Annotated in this window: 23 protein-coding genes; 2 read left to right on the forward strand and 21 right to left on the reverse strand. The window is 45.3% G+C overall.

Features of this window, described 5'->3' with window-relative positions:
* Nucleotides 1-55 precede the first annotated feature (55 nt).
* Nucleotides 56-286, reverse strand: a complete 231-nt coding sequence (locus JQX68_RS18880) for a DUF1146 family protein (protein WP_003227691.1) — start codon at nucleotides 284-286, stop codon at nucleotides 56-58.
* A gap of 169 nt (nucleotides 287-455) precedes the next feature.
* Between JQX68_RS18880 and JQX68_RS18885 the strand changes: the two genes are divergently transcribed.
* Nucleotides 456-929, forward strand: coding sequence for a hypothetical protein (locus tag JQX68_RS18885; RefSeq protein WP_041521440.1), 474 nt, complete (start codon nucleotides 456-458; stop codon nucleotides 927-929).
* Between the two features lie 34 nt (nucleotides 930-963).
* Here the strand turns inward: JQX68_RS18885 and JQX68_RS18890 are convergent, their stop codons facing one another.
* The 18 genes from JQX68_RS18890 to spoIIR form a co-directional block, all read right to left on the reverse strand.
* On the reverse strand, nucleotides 964-1,362 hold the full coding sequence (locus JQX68_RS18890) for a F0F1 ATP synthase subunit epsilon (RefSeq protein ID WP_014478254.1): 399 nt from the start codon (nucleotides 1,360-1,362) through the stop codon (nucleotides 964-966).
* 23 nt (nucleotides 1,363-1,385) lie between these two features.
* Nucleotides 1,386-2,807 (reverse strand): F0F1 ATP synthase subunit beta, encoded by a 1,422-nt coding sequence (gene atpD / locus JQX68_RS18895; RefSeq protein WP_003235764.1) that lies wholly within the window; start codon nucleotides 2,805-2,807, stop codon nucleotides 1,386-1,388.
* A 25-nt stretch (nucleotides 2,808-2,832) separates the two neighbouring features.
* On the reverse strand, nucleotides 2,833-3,696 hold the full coding sequence (gene atpG, locus JQX68_RS18900; protein ID WP_040081552.1) for an ATP synthase F1 subunit gamma: 864 nt from the start codon (nucleotides 3,694-3,696) through the stop codon (nucleotides 2,833-2,835).
* 76 nt (nucleotides 3,697-3,772) lie between these two features.
* Nucleotides 3,773-5,281: a F0F1 ATP synthase subunit alpha gene (gene atpA / locus JQX68_RS18905; protein WP_040081551.1), complete on the reverse strand. Its 1,509-nt coding sequence runs from the start codon at nucleotides 5,279-5,281 to the stop codon at nucleotides 3,773-3,775.
* A 16-nt stretch (nucleotides 5,282-5,297) separates the two neighbouring features.
* On the reverse strand, nucleotides 5,298-5,843 hold the full coding sequence (locus tag JQX68_RS18910; protein WP_014665718.1) for a F0F1 ATP synthase subunit delta: 546 nt from the start codon (nucleotides 5,841-5,843) through the stop codon (nucleotides 5,298-5,300).
* Nucleotides 5,840-6,352, reverse strand: a complete 513-nt coding sequence (gene atpF, locus JQX68_RS18915; protein ID WP_003244051.1) for a F0F1 ATP synthase subunit B — start codon at nucleotides 6,350-6,352, stop codon at nucleotides 5,840-5,842. Before atpF ends, JQX68_RS18910 begins: the two co-directional genes overlap by 4 nt.
* 162 nt (nucleotides 6,353-6,514) lie before the next feature.
* Nucleotides 6,515-6,727 (reverse strand): F0F1 ATP synthase subunit C, encoded by a 213-nt coding sequence (atpE, locus tag JQX68_RS18920; protein ID WP_003151167.1) that lies wholly within the window; start codon nucleotides 6,725-6,727, stop codon nucleotides 6,515-6,517.
* A 45-nt stretch (nucleotides 6,728-6,772) separates the two neighbouring features.
* Nucleotides 6,773-7,507 carry a F0F1 ATP synthase subunit A gene (atpB, locus tag JQX68_RS18925; RefSeq protein ID WP_014665720.1) on the reverse strand — a complete coding sequence of 245 codons (735 nt, stop codon included), beginning with the start codon at nucleotides 7,505-7,507 and terminating at the stop codon, nucleotides 6,773-6,775.
* Between the two features lie 7 nt (nucleotides 7,508-7,514).
* Entirely contained in the window at nucleotides 7,515-7,898 is a 384-nt protein-coding gene (gene atpI / locus JQX68_RS18930; RefSeq protein WP_003243159.1) for an ATP synthase subunit I, read from the reverse strand.
* A 424-nt stretch (nucleotides 7,899-8,322) separates the two neighbouring features.
* On the reverse strand, nucleotides 8,323-8,952 hold the full coding sequence (gene upp, locus JQX68_RS18935) for a uracil phosphoribosyltransferase (RefSeq protein ID WP_003227670.1): 630 nt from the start codon (nucleotides 8,950-8,952) through the stop codon (nucleotides 8,323-8,325).
* A gap of 135 nt (nucleotides 8,953-9,087) precedes the next feature.
* Nucleotides 9,088-10,335, reverse strand: a complete 1,248-nt coding sequence (gene glyA, locus JQX68_RS18940) for a serine hydroxymethyltransferase (RefSeq protein WP_014665721.1) — start codon at nucleotides 10,333-10,335, stop codon at nucleotides 9,088-9,090.
* Nucleotides 10,336-10,540: 205 nt separating this feature from the next.
* Complete coding sequence (locus JQX68_RS18945; RefSeq protein ID WP_147772645.1) at nucleotides 10,541-11,083, reverse strand: TIGR01440 family protein; 543 nt, start codon at nucleotides 11,081-11,083, stop codon at nucleotides 10,541-10,543.
* A gap of 12 nt (nucleotides 11,084-11,095) precedes the next feature.
* The gene (gene rpiB / locus JQX68_RS18950) at nucleotides 11,096-11,545 is read right to left on the reverse strand and encodes a ribose 5-phosphate isomerase B (RefSeq protein WP_014665723.1); all 450 of its coding nucleotides are present in this window, start codon (nucleotides 11,543-11,545) and stop codon (nucleotides 11,096-11,098) included.
* A gap of 156 nt (nucleotides 11,546-11,701) precedes the next feature.
* On the reverse strand, nucleotides 11,702-12,154 hold the full coding sequence (gene prpB, locus JQX68_RS18955; protein ID WP_040081549.1) for a protein arginine phosphatase PrpB: 453 nt from the start codon (nucleotides 12,152-12,154) through the stop codon (nucleotides 11,702-11,704).
* A gap of 75 nt (nucleotides 12,155-12,229) precedes the next feature.
* On the reverse strand, nucleotides 12,230-12,787 hold the full coding sequence (locus tag JQX68_RS18960) for a manganese efflux pump MntP (protein ID WP_014665726.1): 558 nt from the start codon (nucleotides 12,785-12,787) through the stop codon (nucleotides 12,230-12,232).
* 78 nt (nucleotides 12,788-12,865) lie between these two features.
* The gene (locus tag JQX68_RS18965) at nucleotides 12,866-13,906 is read right to left on the reverse strand and encodes an L-threonylcarbamoyladenylate synthase (protein ID WP_147772646.1); all 1,041 of its coding nucleotides are present in this window, start codon (nucleotides 13,904-13,906) and stop codon (nucleotides 12,866-12,868) included.
* Nucleotides 13,907-14,062: 156 nt separating this feature from the next.
* Entirely contained in the window at nucleotides 14,063-14,506 is a 444-nt protein-coding gene (locus JQX68_RS18970; protein WP_014665728.1) for a GNAT family N-acetyltransferase, read from the reverse strand.
* Nucleotides 14,507-14,571: 65 nt separating this feature from the next.
* Nucleotides 14,572-15,246, reverse strand: coding sequence for a stage II sporulation protein R (gene spoIIR, locus JQX68_RS18975; protein ID WP_040081545.1), 675 nt, complete (start codon nucleotides 15,244-15,246; stop codon nucleotides 14,572-14,574).
* A gap of 140 nt (nucleotides 15,247-15,386) precedes the next feature.
* Between spoIIR and JQX68_RS18980 the strand changes: the two genes are divergently transcribed.
* Complete coding sequence (locus JQX68_RS18980) at nucleotides 15,387-15,749, forward strand: UPF0715 family protein (RefSeq protein ID WP_147772647.1); 363 nt, start codon at nucleotides 15,387-15,389, stop codon at nucleotides 15,747-15,749.
* 16 nt (nucleotides 15,750-15,765) lie between these two features.
* On the opposite strand, the gene JQX68_RS18985 is transcribed toward JQX68_RS18980, so the two are convergent.
* Nucleotides 15,766-16,053, reverse strand: coding sequence for a DUF5316 family protein (locus JQX68_RS18985; RefSeq protein WP_014665731.1), 288 nt, complete (start codon nucleotides 16,051-16,053; stop codon nucleotides 15,766-15,768).
* Between the two features lie 59 nt (nucleotides 16,054-16,112).
* Nucleotides 16,113-16,979 (reverse strand): peptide chain release factor N(5)-glutamine methyltransferase, encoded by an 867-nt coding sequence (gene prmC / locus JQX68_RS18990; protein WP_014665732.1) that lies wholly within the window; start codon nucleotides 16,977-16,979, stop codon nucleotides 16,113-16,115.
* Nucleotide 16,980 lies beyond the last annotated feature (1 nt).

The raw sequence follows: 16,980 nt of genomic DNA on the forward strand, positions 1-16,980 counted from the left end.
TAGCTTCAACCCCGCTTCCTCCAACCATTCCCATGATGACGATAGTCAAAACCTATTAAAATAGATAGGGAAGCTGCTGTGAATAATTGAGGTAATCTAAAAAGAAATTCGCAACCGCCGTTCCAATAGCGATTGTCAGCAAAATCATCAGGAGTCTTGCCTGCACGACTTTGCCTTTTTTGATTAGCGGATCTATATTGACGGCTTGCAGCGCCCACCAAGTCACTGCTATAAAAATCAGGTGAACGACAATGCCGATTGCAGCCTGCTGTCCCAATACACTCATCTATTACACTCCTTTCTCTGCGCTCATACCCTTTCTTATTATATAAGAAGCGCAGATAAAGATGATACATTTTATACAGAACGGAATAATCAGCCAAATCTAGGGCTAACCCCCACTTAAAGTGTGATTCTTTTACATGATATACTTTATTGGAAAGGAGCTGGCAAATGTGAATCATTCTTTTTTTCAGCCTGAAAAGCAATATGGTGAGGACCTGCCAATTTTTGAACAGGAATGGGAAGCAATTGCATTCTATTATGATTATAGACAGTCACAGATTGAAGAACTGAATGAATTGTGTCAGTTTTTTAACATTTCTCTTACCTATACGAGAGAAAGCCTTGAAGAGCTGGAAAACCTCTATTTTCAAAGTATACAAGAGCTTTTGCTTGCTGATTGGAATCTTCCTATTGAAGAATTCGAGAAAATGATCAGTGTTTATCTTATAGATTGCGTGATTGCCCGCCATGAAGATGCTGAATGGGTTGTAAAACCTTATCCGTATAAAGACGGCGCTTATACACTGGGCTTTAGAAGACATCGCAAATCGTGGAATACCATGAATACCTGTGATGGTTTATACTTGCGCCAAAAAGAGGATCGCCCGCTGCTGTCGCTGTTTGATTCTCTAGTGCGTTCATAAAAAAAATCCTTCTCATAAAGAGAAGGATTTTTTCTTATTTCCCTGCTACATCCAATCTGTTCAAAGCCCGCTGTAACGCAAGCTCAGCCCGACGAATGTCAGTATCATCTGATTGAGAATTCAAACGCTCCTGCGCCCGCTGGCGTGCAGCTTCAGCGCGCTCTTTATCGATGCCTTCCGCTGTCTCGGCAGCCTGGGCTAGGATGGTGACCTGATCAGGACGGACTTCTACAAATCCGCCGCTGACGGCAACCATTTCAGTCTGTCCGTCTTTTTTCAGACGGACAGCGCCGATTTTAAGAGGAGCCACGGTTGGAATATGACCTGGCAAAATACCGAGATCGCCGCTTTCGGCTCTCACACTCACCATTTCGATATCCGCATCGTATACTGGGCCGTCGGGAGTAACGATATTGACTTTAACGGTCTTCATGCTTTTACCCTCCTAGGACCAGATTAAACTTCTACACCCATTTCTTTTGCTTTCTCAACAACTTCTTCGATACGGCCTACAAGACGGAACGCATCTTCTGGAAGATGGTCGTATTTACCGGCTAAGATTTCTTTGAAGCCTTGTACCGTCTCTTTTACAGGCACGTAAGAACCTTTTTGTCCAGTGAACTGTTCAGCCACGTGGAAGTTTTGAGAAAGGAAGAACTGGATACGGCGTGCGCGTTGAACGACAAGCTTGTCTTCATCACTTAATTCATCCATACCGAGAATCGCAATGATATCTTGAAGCTCTTTGTAACGCTGAAGCGTTGACTGTACTTCACGTGCAACAGCATAATGCTCTTCTCCAACAATTTCAGGAGCAAGGGCGCGTGATGTAGATGCCAACGGATCAACCGCAGGGTAAATACCCATTTCAGTTAATTTACGCTCAAGGTTTGTTGTCGCATCCAAGTGAGCGAACGTTGTCGCCGGCGCCGGGTCAGTGTAGTCATCGGCAGGCACGTAGATCGCCTGGATAGATGTAACTGATCCAACGTTCGTAGACGTGATACGCTCTTGGAGCTGACCCATTTCAGTTGCAAGCGTCGGCTGATAACCAACCGCAGAAGGCATACGGCCAAGAAGGGCTGAAACCTCAGAACCCGCTTGTGTGAAACGGAAAATGTTATCGATGAAGAACAGTACGTCCTGTCCTTGTACATCACGGAAGTGCTCAGCCATTGTTAGGCCTGTCAAAGCAACACGCATACGTGCGCCCGGCGGCTCGTTCATTTGTCCGAATACCATGGCTGTTTTGTTGATTACGCCAGAGTCACTCATTTCATAGAAAAGGTCGTTCCCTTCACGAGTACGCTCTCCTACGCCGGCGAATACAGAGATACCGCCATGCTCTTGCGCGATGTTGTTGATTAATTCCTGGATTAATACGGTTTTACCTACACCGGCACCGCCGAACAATCCGATTTTACCGCCCTTGATGTAAGGAGCAAGCAAGTCAACAACTTTAATACCTGTTTCAAGAATTTCAACTTCTGTTGAAAGCTGATCGAATGAAGGAGCCTGTCTGTGAATCGGATCCTTTTTCGCATCCGCAGGAACCGGCTCATTCAAATCAATATTTTCTCCAAGAACGTTAAATACACGTCCGAGTGTTACATCACCAACCGGTACTGAGATTGGCGCTCCTGTATCTACAGCTTCCATACCGCGCTGAACACCATCCGTAGATGCCATTGCGATTGTACGTACTGTATCATCGCCTAAATGAAGAGCGACCTCAAGCGTTAAATCAATACCTACTTCGTTTTCACTTGCAGCTGGCTGTGAAATTTTAATCGCATTATAAATTTCAGGCAAGTGACCGTCTTCAAAACGCACGTCGACGACCGGTCCTAATACCTGGCTAACGCGTCCTTTCTTCATCGCTATCCCTCCTGACAAAATCTTTCTATTCTAAAGCGGCTGCTCCGCCGACAATTTCCGTAATTTCTTGTGTGATGGCTGCTTGGCGAGCACGGTTGTATGAAAGCGAAAGTGAATCGATAAGTTCCTTCGCGTTATCTGTCGCATTTTTCATCGCCGTCATTCTTGCAGCGTGCTCACTTGCTTTACTGTCAAGAAGCGCACCGAAGATTAAGCTTTCTGCATATTGAGGAAGCAAAACCTCCAGAACCTCCTCTTCAGATGGTTCAAATTCATAAGACGCCGTTCTTTTTCCGCCGCTGCTGCCCAAATCAGATAACGGCAGAAGTTTTTTCTCCGTTACTTCTTGAGAAATGGCGCTGACAAAATGGTTATAAACAAGGTGCAGTTCATCAAACGCACCGTCTATAAACATTTGGATCGTTTGACGGGCAAGATCCTTAATTTCTGTAAACGTTACTTCATCTCCAAGCCCTGTTAACTCGGAAATGATCGGAATCTCACGTTTCCTAAAGAAATCACGGCCCACTCTTCCGATGGCAATCACCGCATACTCATCCTTAGACTGATGACGTTCCTGCATGGCCTGATAAGCACTTCGTAAAACCGAACTGTTAAAAGCGCCGGCAAGACCGCGGTCAGACGTAATGACAAGGTATGCCGTTTTTTTCACTTCTCTGCTGAGAAGCATCGGATGCTTCACGTTGCCGGAAACTCTCCCGACGTTTGACACAACCTCTTGGATTTTATCCATATATGGCACAAATGATTTTGCATTGTTTTCAGCACGATTCAGCTTAGCCGCAGATACCATCTGCATGGCTTTTGTAATCTGGCTCGTTTTTTTCGTTGACGTGATCCTTGACTTAATATCGCGTAATGAGGCCAAAGATTTCACCACCTTTTCTCTTCATCTGCGTAAAAAGAGAGAAAAAGAGAACCTTTTTCTCTCATCAGCATTCGAGTTAGTTGCTTGGTGCAAATGTGCGTTTGAAGCCTTCGATTGCAGCTTTGAAGTCTTCATCAGCAGGAAGGTTTCCTGTTTTCGCAATTCCGTCAAGCAGGTCTCTATGGTTTTGGTCAAGGTACATGTAGTACTCTTCTTCAAAACGTCTGATATCCGCCACAGGAATATCATCAAGATATCCTTTTGTCAGCGCATAAAGAATGGCTACTTGGTTTTCAACCGGAAGCGGCTTGTTCAGATCCTGCTTCAGCACTTCAACTGTACGCGCACCGCGGTTCAGTTTTGCCTGAGTCGCTTGGTCGAGGTCAGAACCGAATTGAGCGAATGCTTCCAGCTCACGGTATGACGCAAGGTCAAGACGCAAAGTACCTGATACTTTTTTCATCGCTTTGATTTGCGCTGAGCCGCCGACACGGGATACAGACAATCCGGCGTTGATCGCTGGACGTACGCCTGAGAAGAACAAATCAGATTGCAGGAAGATCTGTCCGTCGGTGATGGAAATGACGTTCGTCGGAATATAAGCAGAGATATCTCCGGCTTGTGTTTCTACGAACGGCAGAGCTGTAATTGATCCTGCGCCTTTCGCGTCGCTAAGCTTTGCTGCACGCTCAAGCAGACGGGAATGAAGATAGAATACATCCCCAGGGAACGCTTCACGGCCTGGCGGACGGCGAAGAAGCAAGGACAGCTCACGGTAAGCAGCTGCTTGTTTAGAAAGATCATCATATACAACAAGAACGTGCTTGCCGCTGTACATAAATTCTTCTGCCATTGTAACCCCAGCATACGGTGCCAGGTACAGAAGCGGTGCCGGCTGTGATGCAGACGCCGTTACAACAATTGTATAATCAAGCGCGCCGTGTTTACGCAATGTTTCTACTACGCCGCGGACTGTTGATTCTTTTTGACCGATCGCTACATATACGCAGATCATGTCTTGGTCTTTTTGGTTCAGGATCGCATCGATCGCAACAGATGTTTTACCTGTTTGACGGTCACCGATGATCAGCTCACGCTGGCCGCGGCCGATTGGAATCAGTGCATCGATCGCTTTGATACCGGTTTGAAGCGGTTCATGAACGGATTTACGGTCCATAACGCCTGGCGCAGGGCTTTCGATCGGACGAGTTTTGCTTGTCAGGATCGGGCCAAGTCCGTCTACCGGCTGGCCTAGCGGATTTACGATACGGCCGATTAACTCTTCACCAACAGGGACCTCCATGATGCGGCCTGTTCTTTTTACTTCGTCTCCCTCACGGATCTCACTGAAAGGTCCTAAGATGACGATACCTACGTTTGATTCTTCAAGGTTTTGAGCCATACCCAAAACACCGTTTGAAAATTCGACAAGTTCACCGGCCATACAGTTGTCAAGGCCGTGCACACGAGCAATACCGTCACCGACTTGGATGACTGTACCTACGTCTTGAACTTCAATATCAGATTGATAATTTTGTATTTGCTGTTTTATCAGTGTGCTAATCTCTTCAGCTTTGATGCTCACTTAGGTTTCACCCCTTCTATCGATTTTCCCCGGCTAATTGACGTTCGATGCGCTGAAGCTTCCCGCTTACGCTGCCGTCATAAATCCGGTTTCCAATGCGGACTTTAATGCCGCCTATTAAATCCGTCTGCACTTCATTTCTGATTCTCAGTGAAGCGACTCCGGCTTTTTTTGCAAACACTTGTGATAATGGTAACATTTCTGCATCCGTCAGCGGTTTCACTGAATATACGATTGCGTCTTCTGTTTGACGGGCCACATTTGCGAGTTTGATAAACTCATCTGTGAGCTCAGGGACAATCGCGGCACGATGGCGGTCAATCAAAAGAAAAATCGTATTGAGTACGGACTGTGACAAAGAGCCAAATGCATGTTGAATCAGCTCTTTTTTCTTCGCAGCCGGCACCTTCGGATGGTTTAACACATCATTAAGCGCTTTTTCATTTTGAAATACTTGTTTTACAACAATTAGCTCTTCTTCTACTTGATTCAGCTGAGCGGACTCATTGGCTATATCAAAAAGAGCTGATGCATATCGTTTAGAGACAGCTGATCCACTCATCGGCTTTCTCCTACCTCTTTAAGATAGTCCTGGATTAATTTCTCTTGAGCTTGTTCATCCAGTTCTTTTTCGATCACTTTCGACGCAATCATGACAGAAAGAGACGCTACTTGCTCACGGAGAGCAGAAACCGCCTGTTCTTTTTCCTTCACGATTTCAGTTCTTGCTGCTTCTTTCAGACGTTCAGATTCTGCACGTGCAGCCTGAATAATCTCTTCTTTTTGCTTCTCTCCCAGTTTCTTTGCGTTTTCGATAAGAGTTTGGGATTCCTGTCTTGCTTCTTTTAAAAGAACGCGCTGCTCTTCAATCAGCTGCTGCGCTTCTTTATTTTTTTCTTCAGCAGACGTAATTTCTCCAGCGATGTGGTCTTCACGCTGTTTCATTATGTTTAATAGCGGCCCTAAAGCGTATTTCTTCAGAAGCGCTAATAAGATTAACATAGCTAACAGTTGGAACAGGATATCTCCGCCGTTAAACGACAATCCTAGTTCAAGTGGTAATTGAGACATCTACTACGGCAACTCCCTTCTGCAGGTTTTTCTTTGCTGATCCAGCAGCCGCACTTGTCTCTTTTCAGCCGGCAAGGCGGGATGCTTATCAGACATAAAGCAATGGCGAAGGTTCTCTTGGAATGATCTTCGCCATTTTTAGTTCATATAAGGCTTTTATGCTTAGCCAAAGAACGCTAAGAATGCGATAACGACAGCGATAATAGGAAGGGCTTCAACTAATGCGATACCCATGAACATAAGAGTTCTTAGTTCTTTACCTGCTTCCGGTTGACGGGCAATCCCCTCTACCGTACGTGAAACAATCAAACCGTTACCAATACCTGCACCAAGTGCGCCTAAACCAATTGCGATCGCAGCTGCTATTAAATTCATGAAAAAGTTCCTCCTTTAAAATGTTATCCGTTTGGATATAATGTTTTAATGATCATGACTGATTTTATGAGACATGTACACCATCGTCAGCATCGTAAAGATAAATGCCTGGATGGCACCAATAAATAAACTGAATGCTTGCCATGCCAGCATCGGCAGAATCGCGCCGACTGTACCGACAAGACCTAGAGCCACGCTTTGCGAATAGTGGCTTGTCGCTAATCCTGCAAGCAGGCCGAGAAGAATCTCTCCGGCGAAGATGTTACCATAAAGCCGCAAACCGAGAGTCAGCGTATTCGCAAACTCTTCGATGATTTTCATCGGGAGCATGAATGGCACAGGTCTCAAATAATCTTTGGAATATTCCTTGAGCCCTTTCATCTTCACACCATAGTAGTGGGTTAAAGCAACAACCATCACGGCTAGCGTTAATGTAATGGCAGGATCCGCTGTCGGAGACTTCCACCAGAGCTCATGTCCGATTGTAATAGAAAACGGCAGCCCCAGCATATTCGACACAAATATGTACATCAGCAATGTGACACCAAGTGCCAAGAAGTTAGCCCCTGTTTTTAAATCCATTGTACTGCCAATAATATTGCGGACGAAATCAACAATCCATTCCATAAAGTTCTGGGCTTTTCCAGGACGGATCGAAAGCGTTCTTGTCGTTAATATAGCAATCAATAAAACAATCACACTCGCCACAGTAATCATCAGAATGTTTGTCAGATTAAAAGTAAGACCTAGAAATTCTATAGTTCTGTAACCATGATTCAAAGGGTTTTCACCTCTCTTCCATTGATGAACGTTTAAGCTGGATAAAGGAATCTATCATAATGACAGGGTATATTGTCATTAATCCAATAACTGTACTTGCCATATGAAAATATTCGGGATTTTTATAGGCGACAGCCACAGCAAGAATCGCATTGCACCACCGCGCTGCGCTCCCGAGAGATCGTATGGACTTTCCTTTCTCAACAGCTCTGTCAAAAGCATTCATTCTCCTGACGAGCAGTAAAAAATTAAACAAACTGAAAACAGTTCCCAGAATAAGGCCTAAAAAAACGGTTTTATACGCTGTTAAACCATAACCCAGTACATACACTGCCAAAATGAACAATAAATATTTGCGTTGTCTGCTAAATGTAAGCTTGGGATCGTCCATCAATTATCTGTCTCCTGATGAAAAAATAATGTATAGCTTGGATACGGCAAAAATCAGCGGTTAACCCTTAGTAGAAGACCTTTTTTGACCGGCAAAAAACGGGCCTGTTCGAAAAAATCATTCATCCGCAAGCCTTGCAGGGATGCTGTTTCATTCGCTTAAATAAATCCTCATAATACGGGTTTGCTGAGAGGATTTACATTGGGGATGAGGACTATAATGAAAGCTATGAAAACCTTCTCATAATACCCTCGTTTAGCATACAATAGCCCCTAACATGTGTCAATCTGTTTAAAGTTAAAAAACTTTTTATACTTTACGTCTCCACAGAATGTTCACATTTTCACCTATAATTGTATACAAATTGACCGAATATCAAAAAACTGGATAAAAAAAGAACCCCTTTATTTTGGGGTTTTCTTTTTTATTTTGTTCCAAACATGCGGTCTCCCGCGTCTCCGAGACCTGGAACAATATAGCCTTTTTCGTTTAATTTTTCATCAAGCGCCGCGATGTAAATATCAACGTCCGAATGATGCTTCTGCAATTCTTCCACACCCTCCGGCGCTGCTACAAGACACATGAAACGGATATTTTTCGCACCGCGTTTTTTGAGGCTGTGAATGGCTTCAACTGCGGAACCGCCTGTAGCGAGCATCGGGTCAACCACGATGAATTCACGCTCTTCCACATCAGAAGGAAGCTTGACATAGTATTCCACGGGTTTTAAGGTTTCAGGATCACGGTAAAGGCCGACATGCCCCACTTTTGCAGCGGGAATCAGCTTTAAAATGCCGTCTACCATTCCCAATCCTGCTCTTAGGATAGGAACCACTCCGAGTTTTTTCCCTGAGATGACTTTCGATTTTGCAGCCTGAACCGGTGTATTGATGTCCACTTCTTCCAAAGGAAGATCGCGGGTAATTTCAAATGCCATAAGTGTGGCTACTTCATCTACTAACTCTCTAAAATCCTTCGTACCTGTATTTTCATTCCGTATATATGTCAGCTTGTGCTGAATTAAAGGATGATCAAATACATAAACCTTTCCCATACTGTGTTTCAGCTCCTTTTTTATTGTCCATCAACAATTACACACTTCTATTGATTCTACAAAAAAAGACATTGAGTTTCAAGAACATCGTAAAAAAACCCGCCGGGCATAAGCGCCATGCGGGTTTTTTGGATCTTAATAATCTAATTCTTTATATAAAGGAAATTTATCAGTCAGAGCAGCTACACGCTGTCTAGCTTCTTCAAGTTTCCCTTCATCTTCGTGGTTTTTCAATGCAAGCGCAATGATAGCACCGACTTCTTCCAATGCGTCTCCGTCAAAACCGCGGCTGGTTACAGCAGCTGTACCAAGACGGATACCGCTTGTAACGAAAGGTTTTTCAGGATCGTATGGAATCGCGTTTTTGTTAGATGTAATACCGATTTCATCAAGTACGTGCTCTGCAACCTTACCAGTCAGTCCGAGAGAACGAAGGTCAACAAGGATAAGGTGGTTGTCAGTTCCGCCTGAAACAAGCTGGATGCCCTCTTTCGTTAACGCTTCAGCCAAACGTTTCGCGTTTGAAATGACGTTTTGTGCATATGTTTTGAAATCGTCCTGCAATACTTCGCCGAATGAAACAGCTTTTGCGGCAATAACGTGCATCAGCGGGCCGCCTTGAATGCCAGGGAAGATTGATTTATCAATTTTCTTGCCAAACTCTTCACGGCAAAGGATCATACCGCCGCGAGGACCGCGAAGTGTTTTATGTGTTGTTGTTGTAACGAAATCAGCATAAGGAACCGGGTTTGGATGAAGGCCTGCCGCAACAAGTCCTGCGATATGCGCCATATCCACCATGAAGTAAGCGCCGACTTCATCAGCAATTTCACGGAATTTCTTAAAGTCGATTGTACGAGGATACGCACTTGCTCCTGCTACAATAAGCTTCGGTTTATGAGCGAGGGCTTTTTCACGCACGTCATCGTAATCAATATATTGAGTTTCTTTATCTACGCCGTACTCAACAAAGTTATATTGAACACCGCTGAAGTTGACTGGGCTTCCGTGTGTTAAATGGCCGCCGTGGGAGAGGTTCATCCCAAGTACAGTATCGCCTTGCTCCAAAATCGTGAAGTACACTGCCATATTTGCTTGTGCGCCTGAATGCGGCTGAACGTTTACATGCTCCGCTCCAAAGATTTCCTTCGCGCGGTCACGAGCGATATCTTCAGCGACATCGACGTGCTCGCATCCGCCGTAGTAGCGTTTGCCCGGATATCCTTCTGCGTATTTATTTGTCAAAACAGATCCTTGTGCTTCCATAACCGCTTCACTTACAAAGTTCTCAGAAGCAATCAATTCGATCTTAGTCTGTTGGCGTTCACGCTCATTTTTAATGGCGTTAAACACTTGTTCGTCTTGCGCAGGTAAATGTTTCATCAGCGAGATCCTCTCCTATCCGTATCCTGTTCTTTGTTTTACCATCACTATTGTACATGGTTTTTAAGGCCGATGTAAAAGATTATTTTTAAAAAATCTAAATTTTTATTGGTAAAAACGAATAATGATTACTTAAATTTAATTTAAAGTTCGGAATTTATATCACTGTCTTAAAATAAAAGAAAAGACTGGCCATGCAGTCCTTTCATTCGCAATCATAAACCGCCCGCACTCCGCCGATTAGTTTCGGCCGTGTACGCGCGAATGTCACATGGGCTGAACCGAGGCTGTTTTGAGAGACACGCACAGGGACAGCCACCGGCTTCAGATGCATGCCGATAAACGTATCGCCTATATCGATTCCTGCGTCAGCCTGAATGGTTTCAACAAGAACAGGAGACTTCATCTGTTTAAACGCATAAGACGCCATCGCGCCCCCCGCTTTTGGAACGGGCACGGCAGAAACGGTTGGAAGCCTGAACAGCCGGGCCGTGTCTGCTTCGACAACAAGCGCTCTGTTCAAATGCTCGCAGCATTGAAACGCGAGATGGATTCCCGTTTTTTCCCGAAGCTCGGCAAGTCCGCTGAAGATGCTTTCTGCAATGTCTACACTCCCCGATGTGCCGATCCGGCTGCCGGCCACTTCACTCGTGCTGCATCCAAGGACGAAAAGCTGATCTTGTTTCAATTCAGCTTGTTCCTGAAACTCAGACAGCATCGCCTTCCACGTTTGTTTCATCTCATTCATTCAACAGCACCCCTACAGGTTTTTCTCTTCATAATCTGAGATTTTTCCAATACGCGTTTGGTGTCTTCCCCCGGTAAACTCAGTGGTCAGCCAGATTTTTGCGATTTCCCGAGCCAAACCAGGGCCGATCACCCGTTCACCCATCGCAAGGATGTTTGTGTCATTATGCTCCCTCGTCGCCTTGGCGCTGAAGGTATCGTGCGCCAGCGCGCAGCGAATCCCTTTTACTTTATTTGCGGAAATGCTCATGCCGATGCCTGTCCCGCAAATTAAAATTCCTCTGTCAACTTCGCCGCTAACCACTTTTTCGGCCACCGGAAAAGCATAATCCGGATAATCGACAGAGCCGCTGCCGCAGTCGCAGCCCATATCAATATATTCAATTTGCAATTCGTCCATTAAATCTTTGATTTCATTTCGAATGTGAACGCCGCCATGATCCGATGCAATGGCTACTTTCATCTGCTTTTCCTCCCAGCGTGTGTGATGCGGCCCGCCCGCTTTATTGACCGCGCAGCCTGTCCGCTCTTTGATTCACACCATATGATGTGCTTTTCACTATATTCTACTCCTTCACGCAGGATTTGCAAATGACCTGTTTGCAGATATTCTGGCAACTTACCTGCCTTCTTTTTTCAGCTGTTTTGCCAGCTGCCGAAGAAGTTCTTCAAGCTCATCTCGCGTTTGTTTATAGATGTCAATTGAGCCGCCGAACGGATCGATAACATCCCCATGGCTGCCTGTGACATATTCTTTTAATGTAAACACTTTATCACGATAACGTCCAAATTGGCTGGCAATGATCTGTTTGTGCTGATGGGTCATAGCCAGAACCAAATCTGCCGATTCCATATGTTCTTCAGTTAATGGAGAAGACACATGATTAAGGGCAATGTGTTTTTCAAACAGCGCTTCGACTGCATGAGGCGTCGCTCTCCCATTAGGCGAAGCAAACACGCCTGCCGAGCGGACACTGACATTCAGCCCTTCCGTTTCTGCAATTGATTTAAAAAGCGCCTCAGCCATTGGGCTGCGGCACGTATTTCCAGTACAGACAAAAATAATATCCATGTCAGTCACCCCTTATTTTTCTCTATTATATATGAAGAAAAAAGAAACGGCGACTTCGTTTCTTTTATTGGTATATTAAATTGGCAATAGCAGCTTTAGGCCGAATACGATTAATATGATGCCCCCGAGCGCTTCGCTGTATGTGCCAAGCCATGACTGCACTTGTTTCCCGATCAGCAGGCCCAGCCATGTCAGCATCGTGCTGAACAGCCCGAACAAAGTAATTGTGAGGAGCGGATGCGAGCCGTATATCCCCAAGCTCAAGCCGACGGAAAAGCTGTCAAGGCTGACGCCGACGGCAAACAGCAATAAGCCCGGCCCTGCCGGCGACATCAATCGTTCTTCTGACTGTTTAAAAGAAGCCATAAGCATTTGAACCCCAAGAACAAAAAGCAGCGCCCCTCCGATATAAACCGCTAACACGCCGAGGAGCCCTGACAGCATGTTACCGGCCGCCATCCCCGCAAGAGGCATGATAACGTGAAAAAGGCCGATGATGAAACCGATATAGAATATCTGCTTCTTTCTGAGTTTGACCATGCCCATTCCAAGGCCGACAGAAAAAGCATCCATCCCTAAAGCAAACGCCATGATGCTTAATGTCATCAGTTCGCCTATAAACAAATCCGACATACATAAATAACCCCCTTGGACACGCCCCGCTTTTTTAGCCTATGCGTGTCCAAAAAGGGTTAGAACATCCGACTGCTTTCAGCGAATCACTCTTCCTCCGGCGGCTTTCATCAGCCTGTTCATAATGGCGAGACCGACACCTGTGTCCGGAAAGGATTCCGAGATAATAACATCCACATTATTCTCATCAAAGCTGCGTAAAGCATCATACAGCCCTGCCGCAACAGTCTCAAGCTGAGCACGTCTTCCGCAGCTCTTTACATAATCAGCGGAATAAACGCTCGCGTTTTCTTCTGTCGTCAGGACACCGACTCGTTTTCCACCCTGTTGATATTCTTGAATGAGGTGCTGCATGCGCTCTGGGCTGCCTTCGCAAATGGCAAGCGGCGCTGTCGGCGCATAATGTGTATATTTCATCCCTGGAGAAATCGGCTTCTCATTTTGGTCGCTGAGCCCTTTATCCACATGGATCGGTCCGATCACCGCTTCAATTTGTTCCTTCGTAATGCCGCCCGGGCGCAGGAGAACAGGGACGTCACCCTCACATGAAAGCACGGTTGATTCGACTCCGATTCCGGTAGGGCCTCCATCCATAATACCGGCTATGCGGCCATCCAAGTCGTGAGCCACATGTTCCGCTTTTGTGGGACTTGGCTTGCCTGATAGATTGGCGCTCGGTGCTGCAATCGGCAGTCCTGATTCACGAATCAATGCAAGGGCAAGCGGATGATCCGGCATTCTAATAGCAACCGTTTCAAGACCTGCCGTTACACGAGGTGAAAGCGCACCGGGTTTGCAAGGCAGAATGAGCGTAAGTGCTCCCGGCCAAAATCGCTTCATCAATGTTTTCGCCTTTTCCGGCGCTGGGCCCGTTAAATCCTCAAGCTGGCTGATATCCGCGATGTGGACAATCAAGGGATTATCGCTCGGCCGCCCTTTTGCCTCATATATTTTTTGGACGGCATCCGTATTTTTCGCGTTTGCGCCTAGGCCATATACCGTTTCTGTCGGAAAGGCAACGACCTCATTTTCTCGGAGCAAAGCGGCTGCTTGTGCAATTTGTGGATCATTTGTGGATAACTCGTCAGTTACATCCACAAACCATCTTTTCGTTTTCATTTCTGACCAAACTCCTTATTCACAACAATAAAACGATTGTTTTACGCGTGTAATCCTTTTGAAAGTATAAAAGATGTCCTGTAATAAAACAAGCGTTATCCACAAATTGTGGACAACGCTAATAAAGAAGTGGATAAGTATGTGTATAAACTGCATTTATCCAGACGTTTTTTTCATCAAAACGGCCCCTTCTGTTTGCCGCGATTCACAGAAATGATCAGAAGAGAACAGTTCTTCCGGTACACTTTCAGCTCTTTCAAATCCCATGGCCGTCAGAAAGTCCGCAGAGGAAAGCTGATTCGCTACTAGATATACGGTTTTGATTTGATGCTTTTCGCACAGCACCTCCATGCTTTGAAAAAGCGTGACAATATGGCCTTGGTGAAGCTTGTCCGATATGACCAGCGACCGCAGCAGCCCTTGGTCACAGCTTATTTTTTCAATACCGAGGCAGCCGGCAATGTTTTTCTCATTGTCCTCCAGCATAAGAAATTGAGTGAAGCCTTCTTTCACGCCTTCATAGCTGGTTTTCGCCTGTTTTAAAAATTCCTCAAGCACCTCTCCGTCTTTTTCCCTTGCCACCCGCAGTTGATAAAACATCCGTTCACCCCGTTTTTCGTTCTTTCTTCAAATCTATGAGGCAAATCTATTTTTAGACCAGATGATTAGGAAAAAAGGTCGGAAATCCATTCGACTAAGAAGAATTTCACTTCTGTGCCGTCTTCCTTCTCTTCTTTCTCTTCTTTTTTTGCTTTCTCTGCTTTAGCGGTTACGTCCTCAAGCACTTTTTCAGTCTGTTTTTTTGAGGCTTCTTTATCTTCTTGCTCTTTGACGGCTTCCCCGTTAGAAAAATCGAGAAAGCAGAGGGGCGGGAACAGCACACACCACCAGTTGGCGCCGTCGCCGTTTCCAAGCGTGATCAAAATCGCTTCATACTCACCGGCTGGATAAACCATGTTGCCGTAAAGCTTTGTCGGAAATGAGATTTTGTCAAAATCAACGGATATCGACTGATTCGCTCCTTCTTTCTCCATCGTTTCCTTTGCAATCGCTTTGATTTCAGGCAGCTTTGAGCGAATCACACGACGCGCTTCTTCAATAGAAGTAATATCCTTTACCCAAGTTGTGATTTCTTTATTCACCGCATCTCTGATATGACGTTTTAATTGCTGGTCTTGATCACTATCGCTGTTTGCCAATATTCTCAAACGAATCGCCTGATCTGGTATGACCACCGGCTGATTTTCCGATTGCTGTGCCGTCTCTTCTTTCGCAAGCCCTACGAGCGCTCCGGATAATAAAAGAAAGATATATATACAAATGATTACTGTTTTTTTCATCGGTCCCCACCGTTCCTCTCCGTGCTTTGTTTCTAGCCCTATTATGGACAAGGAGAACCTGGGGTAAACGTGCAGGGTGAAAAAAATCTAGCAAGCTGTTAATCTTATTTATGGTACGATAGTGCTTTAGGAGGTTTAAGATGAAATACAATTATACAGTGCTCTTATCAGCATTCACGATGTCGGTTCTTTATTCGGTTATTTATATTCATTCATTTATTATTGCCGCTCTCATCACAATGGCATTTTATTTTCTGTTTCCTTATTTGATCTTCGCACTGCCGCTTCAAATCATGATGAATAAAAAGCCGAAACGGTTCAGCCCTTTGTACCTGCTGTATTACCTTGCCGCTGCTTTTATTGCCAACGCGATCATTTTCGGCGTGCTTCAGCCTTCGGGACAATCTCTTTTTCAAAATACAGCCTTTTATCTTTTCGCTGTATTAACAGCTCTTGTCTATTGGATATGGGACTCTGTTTTACTGCAAAAAAAGGAAGCCTAAAAGGCTTCCTTTTTTATTAAAACAAAACCGTCAGCAAATAACATAGAATGGAAGGTATCGCCGCAACAAAAAAAGCGGCTGCCATTTTTAGACGTGATGTACGGCCTTCTTTGGTTTCTGAATGGTAGTTTGCCCGCTGATCGCTTCCGCTTACAGCCAAACCCGATGTGATGATCGCGAGCCCGACTAAAACGAGAGACGCAACGCCAAAAATCGCTTCATATGAAGGAGCCTGTGAAAAAATGGTGCCAATCATGCTCTCAATCGCGATGAGCAGGATTCCTGCTGTCAGGGCCTTTTTCATGTTTACATCCCCTTTGCTGGTGTTCAACAGCTTGATCCATTCACTCGCCGGCAAGCTGCTTATTTATTTTTATGAATCAAAGCGCATATGGTTCTGTCTTTTCCATTAATATCTTTCAGCACTTCCACTTCCGCTTCCTTAAACGCCTTGAGGATCAGGTCTTTGACCGCCGCCCCCTGTTTCCAGCCGATTTCAAAAACGACAAATACTTTCTCCTTCATGACAAGCGGGATGTCTTCCATAAACCGCTTATAAAATTTCAGCCCGTCTCCGCCATCGGTGAGCGCGTGCAGCGGCTCATGAAAACGGACAATTTCTGATAGATCAGCCATTTCTTCCTCTGAAATATATGGCGGGTTCGAGACAATGATATCTGCTTTTTTTCCCGCCTTAATAAAAGGCTCAAGCAGATCGCCCTGATAAAAGCGCACATTCGCTCCAAGTTTTTCTGCATTGGCAGAGGCGACTTGCAGCGCCTCTTTCGAAATATCGACTGCTGACACAGAAAAGCTTTGGTTTTCAAGCGCAAGCGTGACGGCTATCGCGCCGCTCCCTGTACCAACGTCAACGACTTCGAGCCGGTCATCTTCAGAAAAGACATTACGATATTTTTCAAGCAAATGAAGGACAACCTCTTCTGTTTCCGGCCGCGGGATCAGCACATCATCATTCACCATAAATTCCCGCCCGTAAAAAAACTCTTTTCCGATAATGTATTGCACCGGCACGCCCTCTTTATGCATCTCAACGTGACGCGTAAAGCGATACAGTTCGTCGTCGCCAATCGGTTCCTGCAAGCTGGCGAGCAGCCTGCTTCTCTCCATTCCAGTATCATAAAGCAATAGCAGCTCGGCAGCATTTTCTTCTCTTCCCGCTTCGGTTAAATAAGAAGAAGCCCATTTCAGGGCTTCGAATATCGTCTTCATC

Origin of the sequence: Bacillus sp. LJBS06 (genome assembly GCF_016924995.1) — a bacterium.
GTDB classification, from domain to species: Bacteria; Bacillota; Bacilli; order Bacillales; family Bacillaceae; genus Bacillus; species Bacillus stercoris.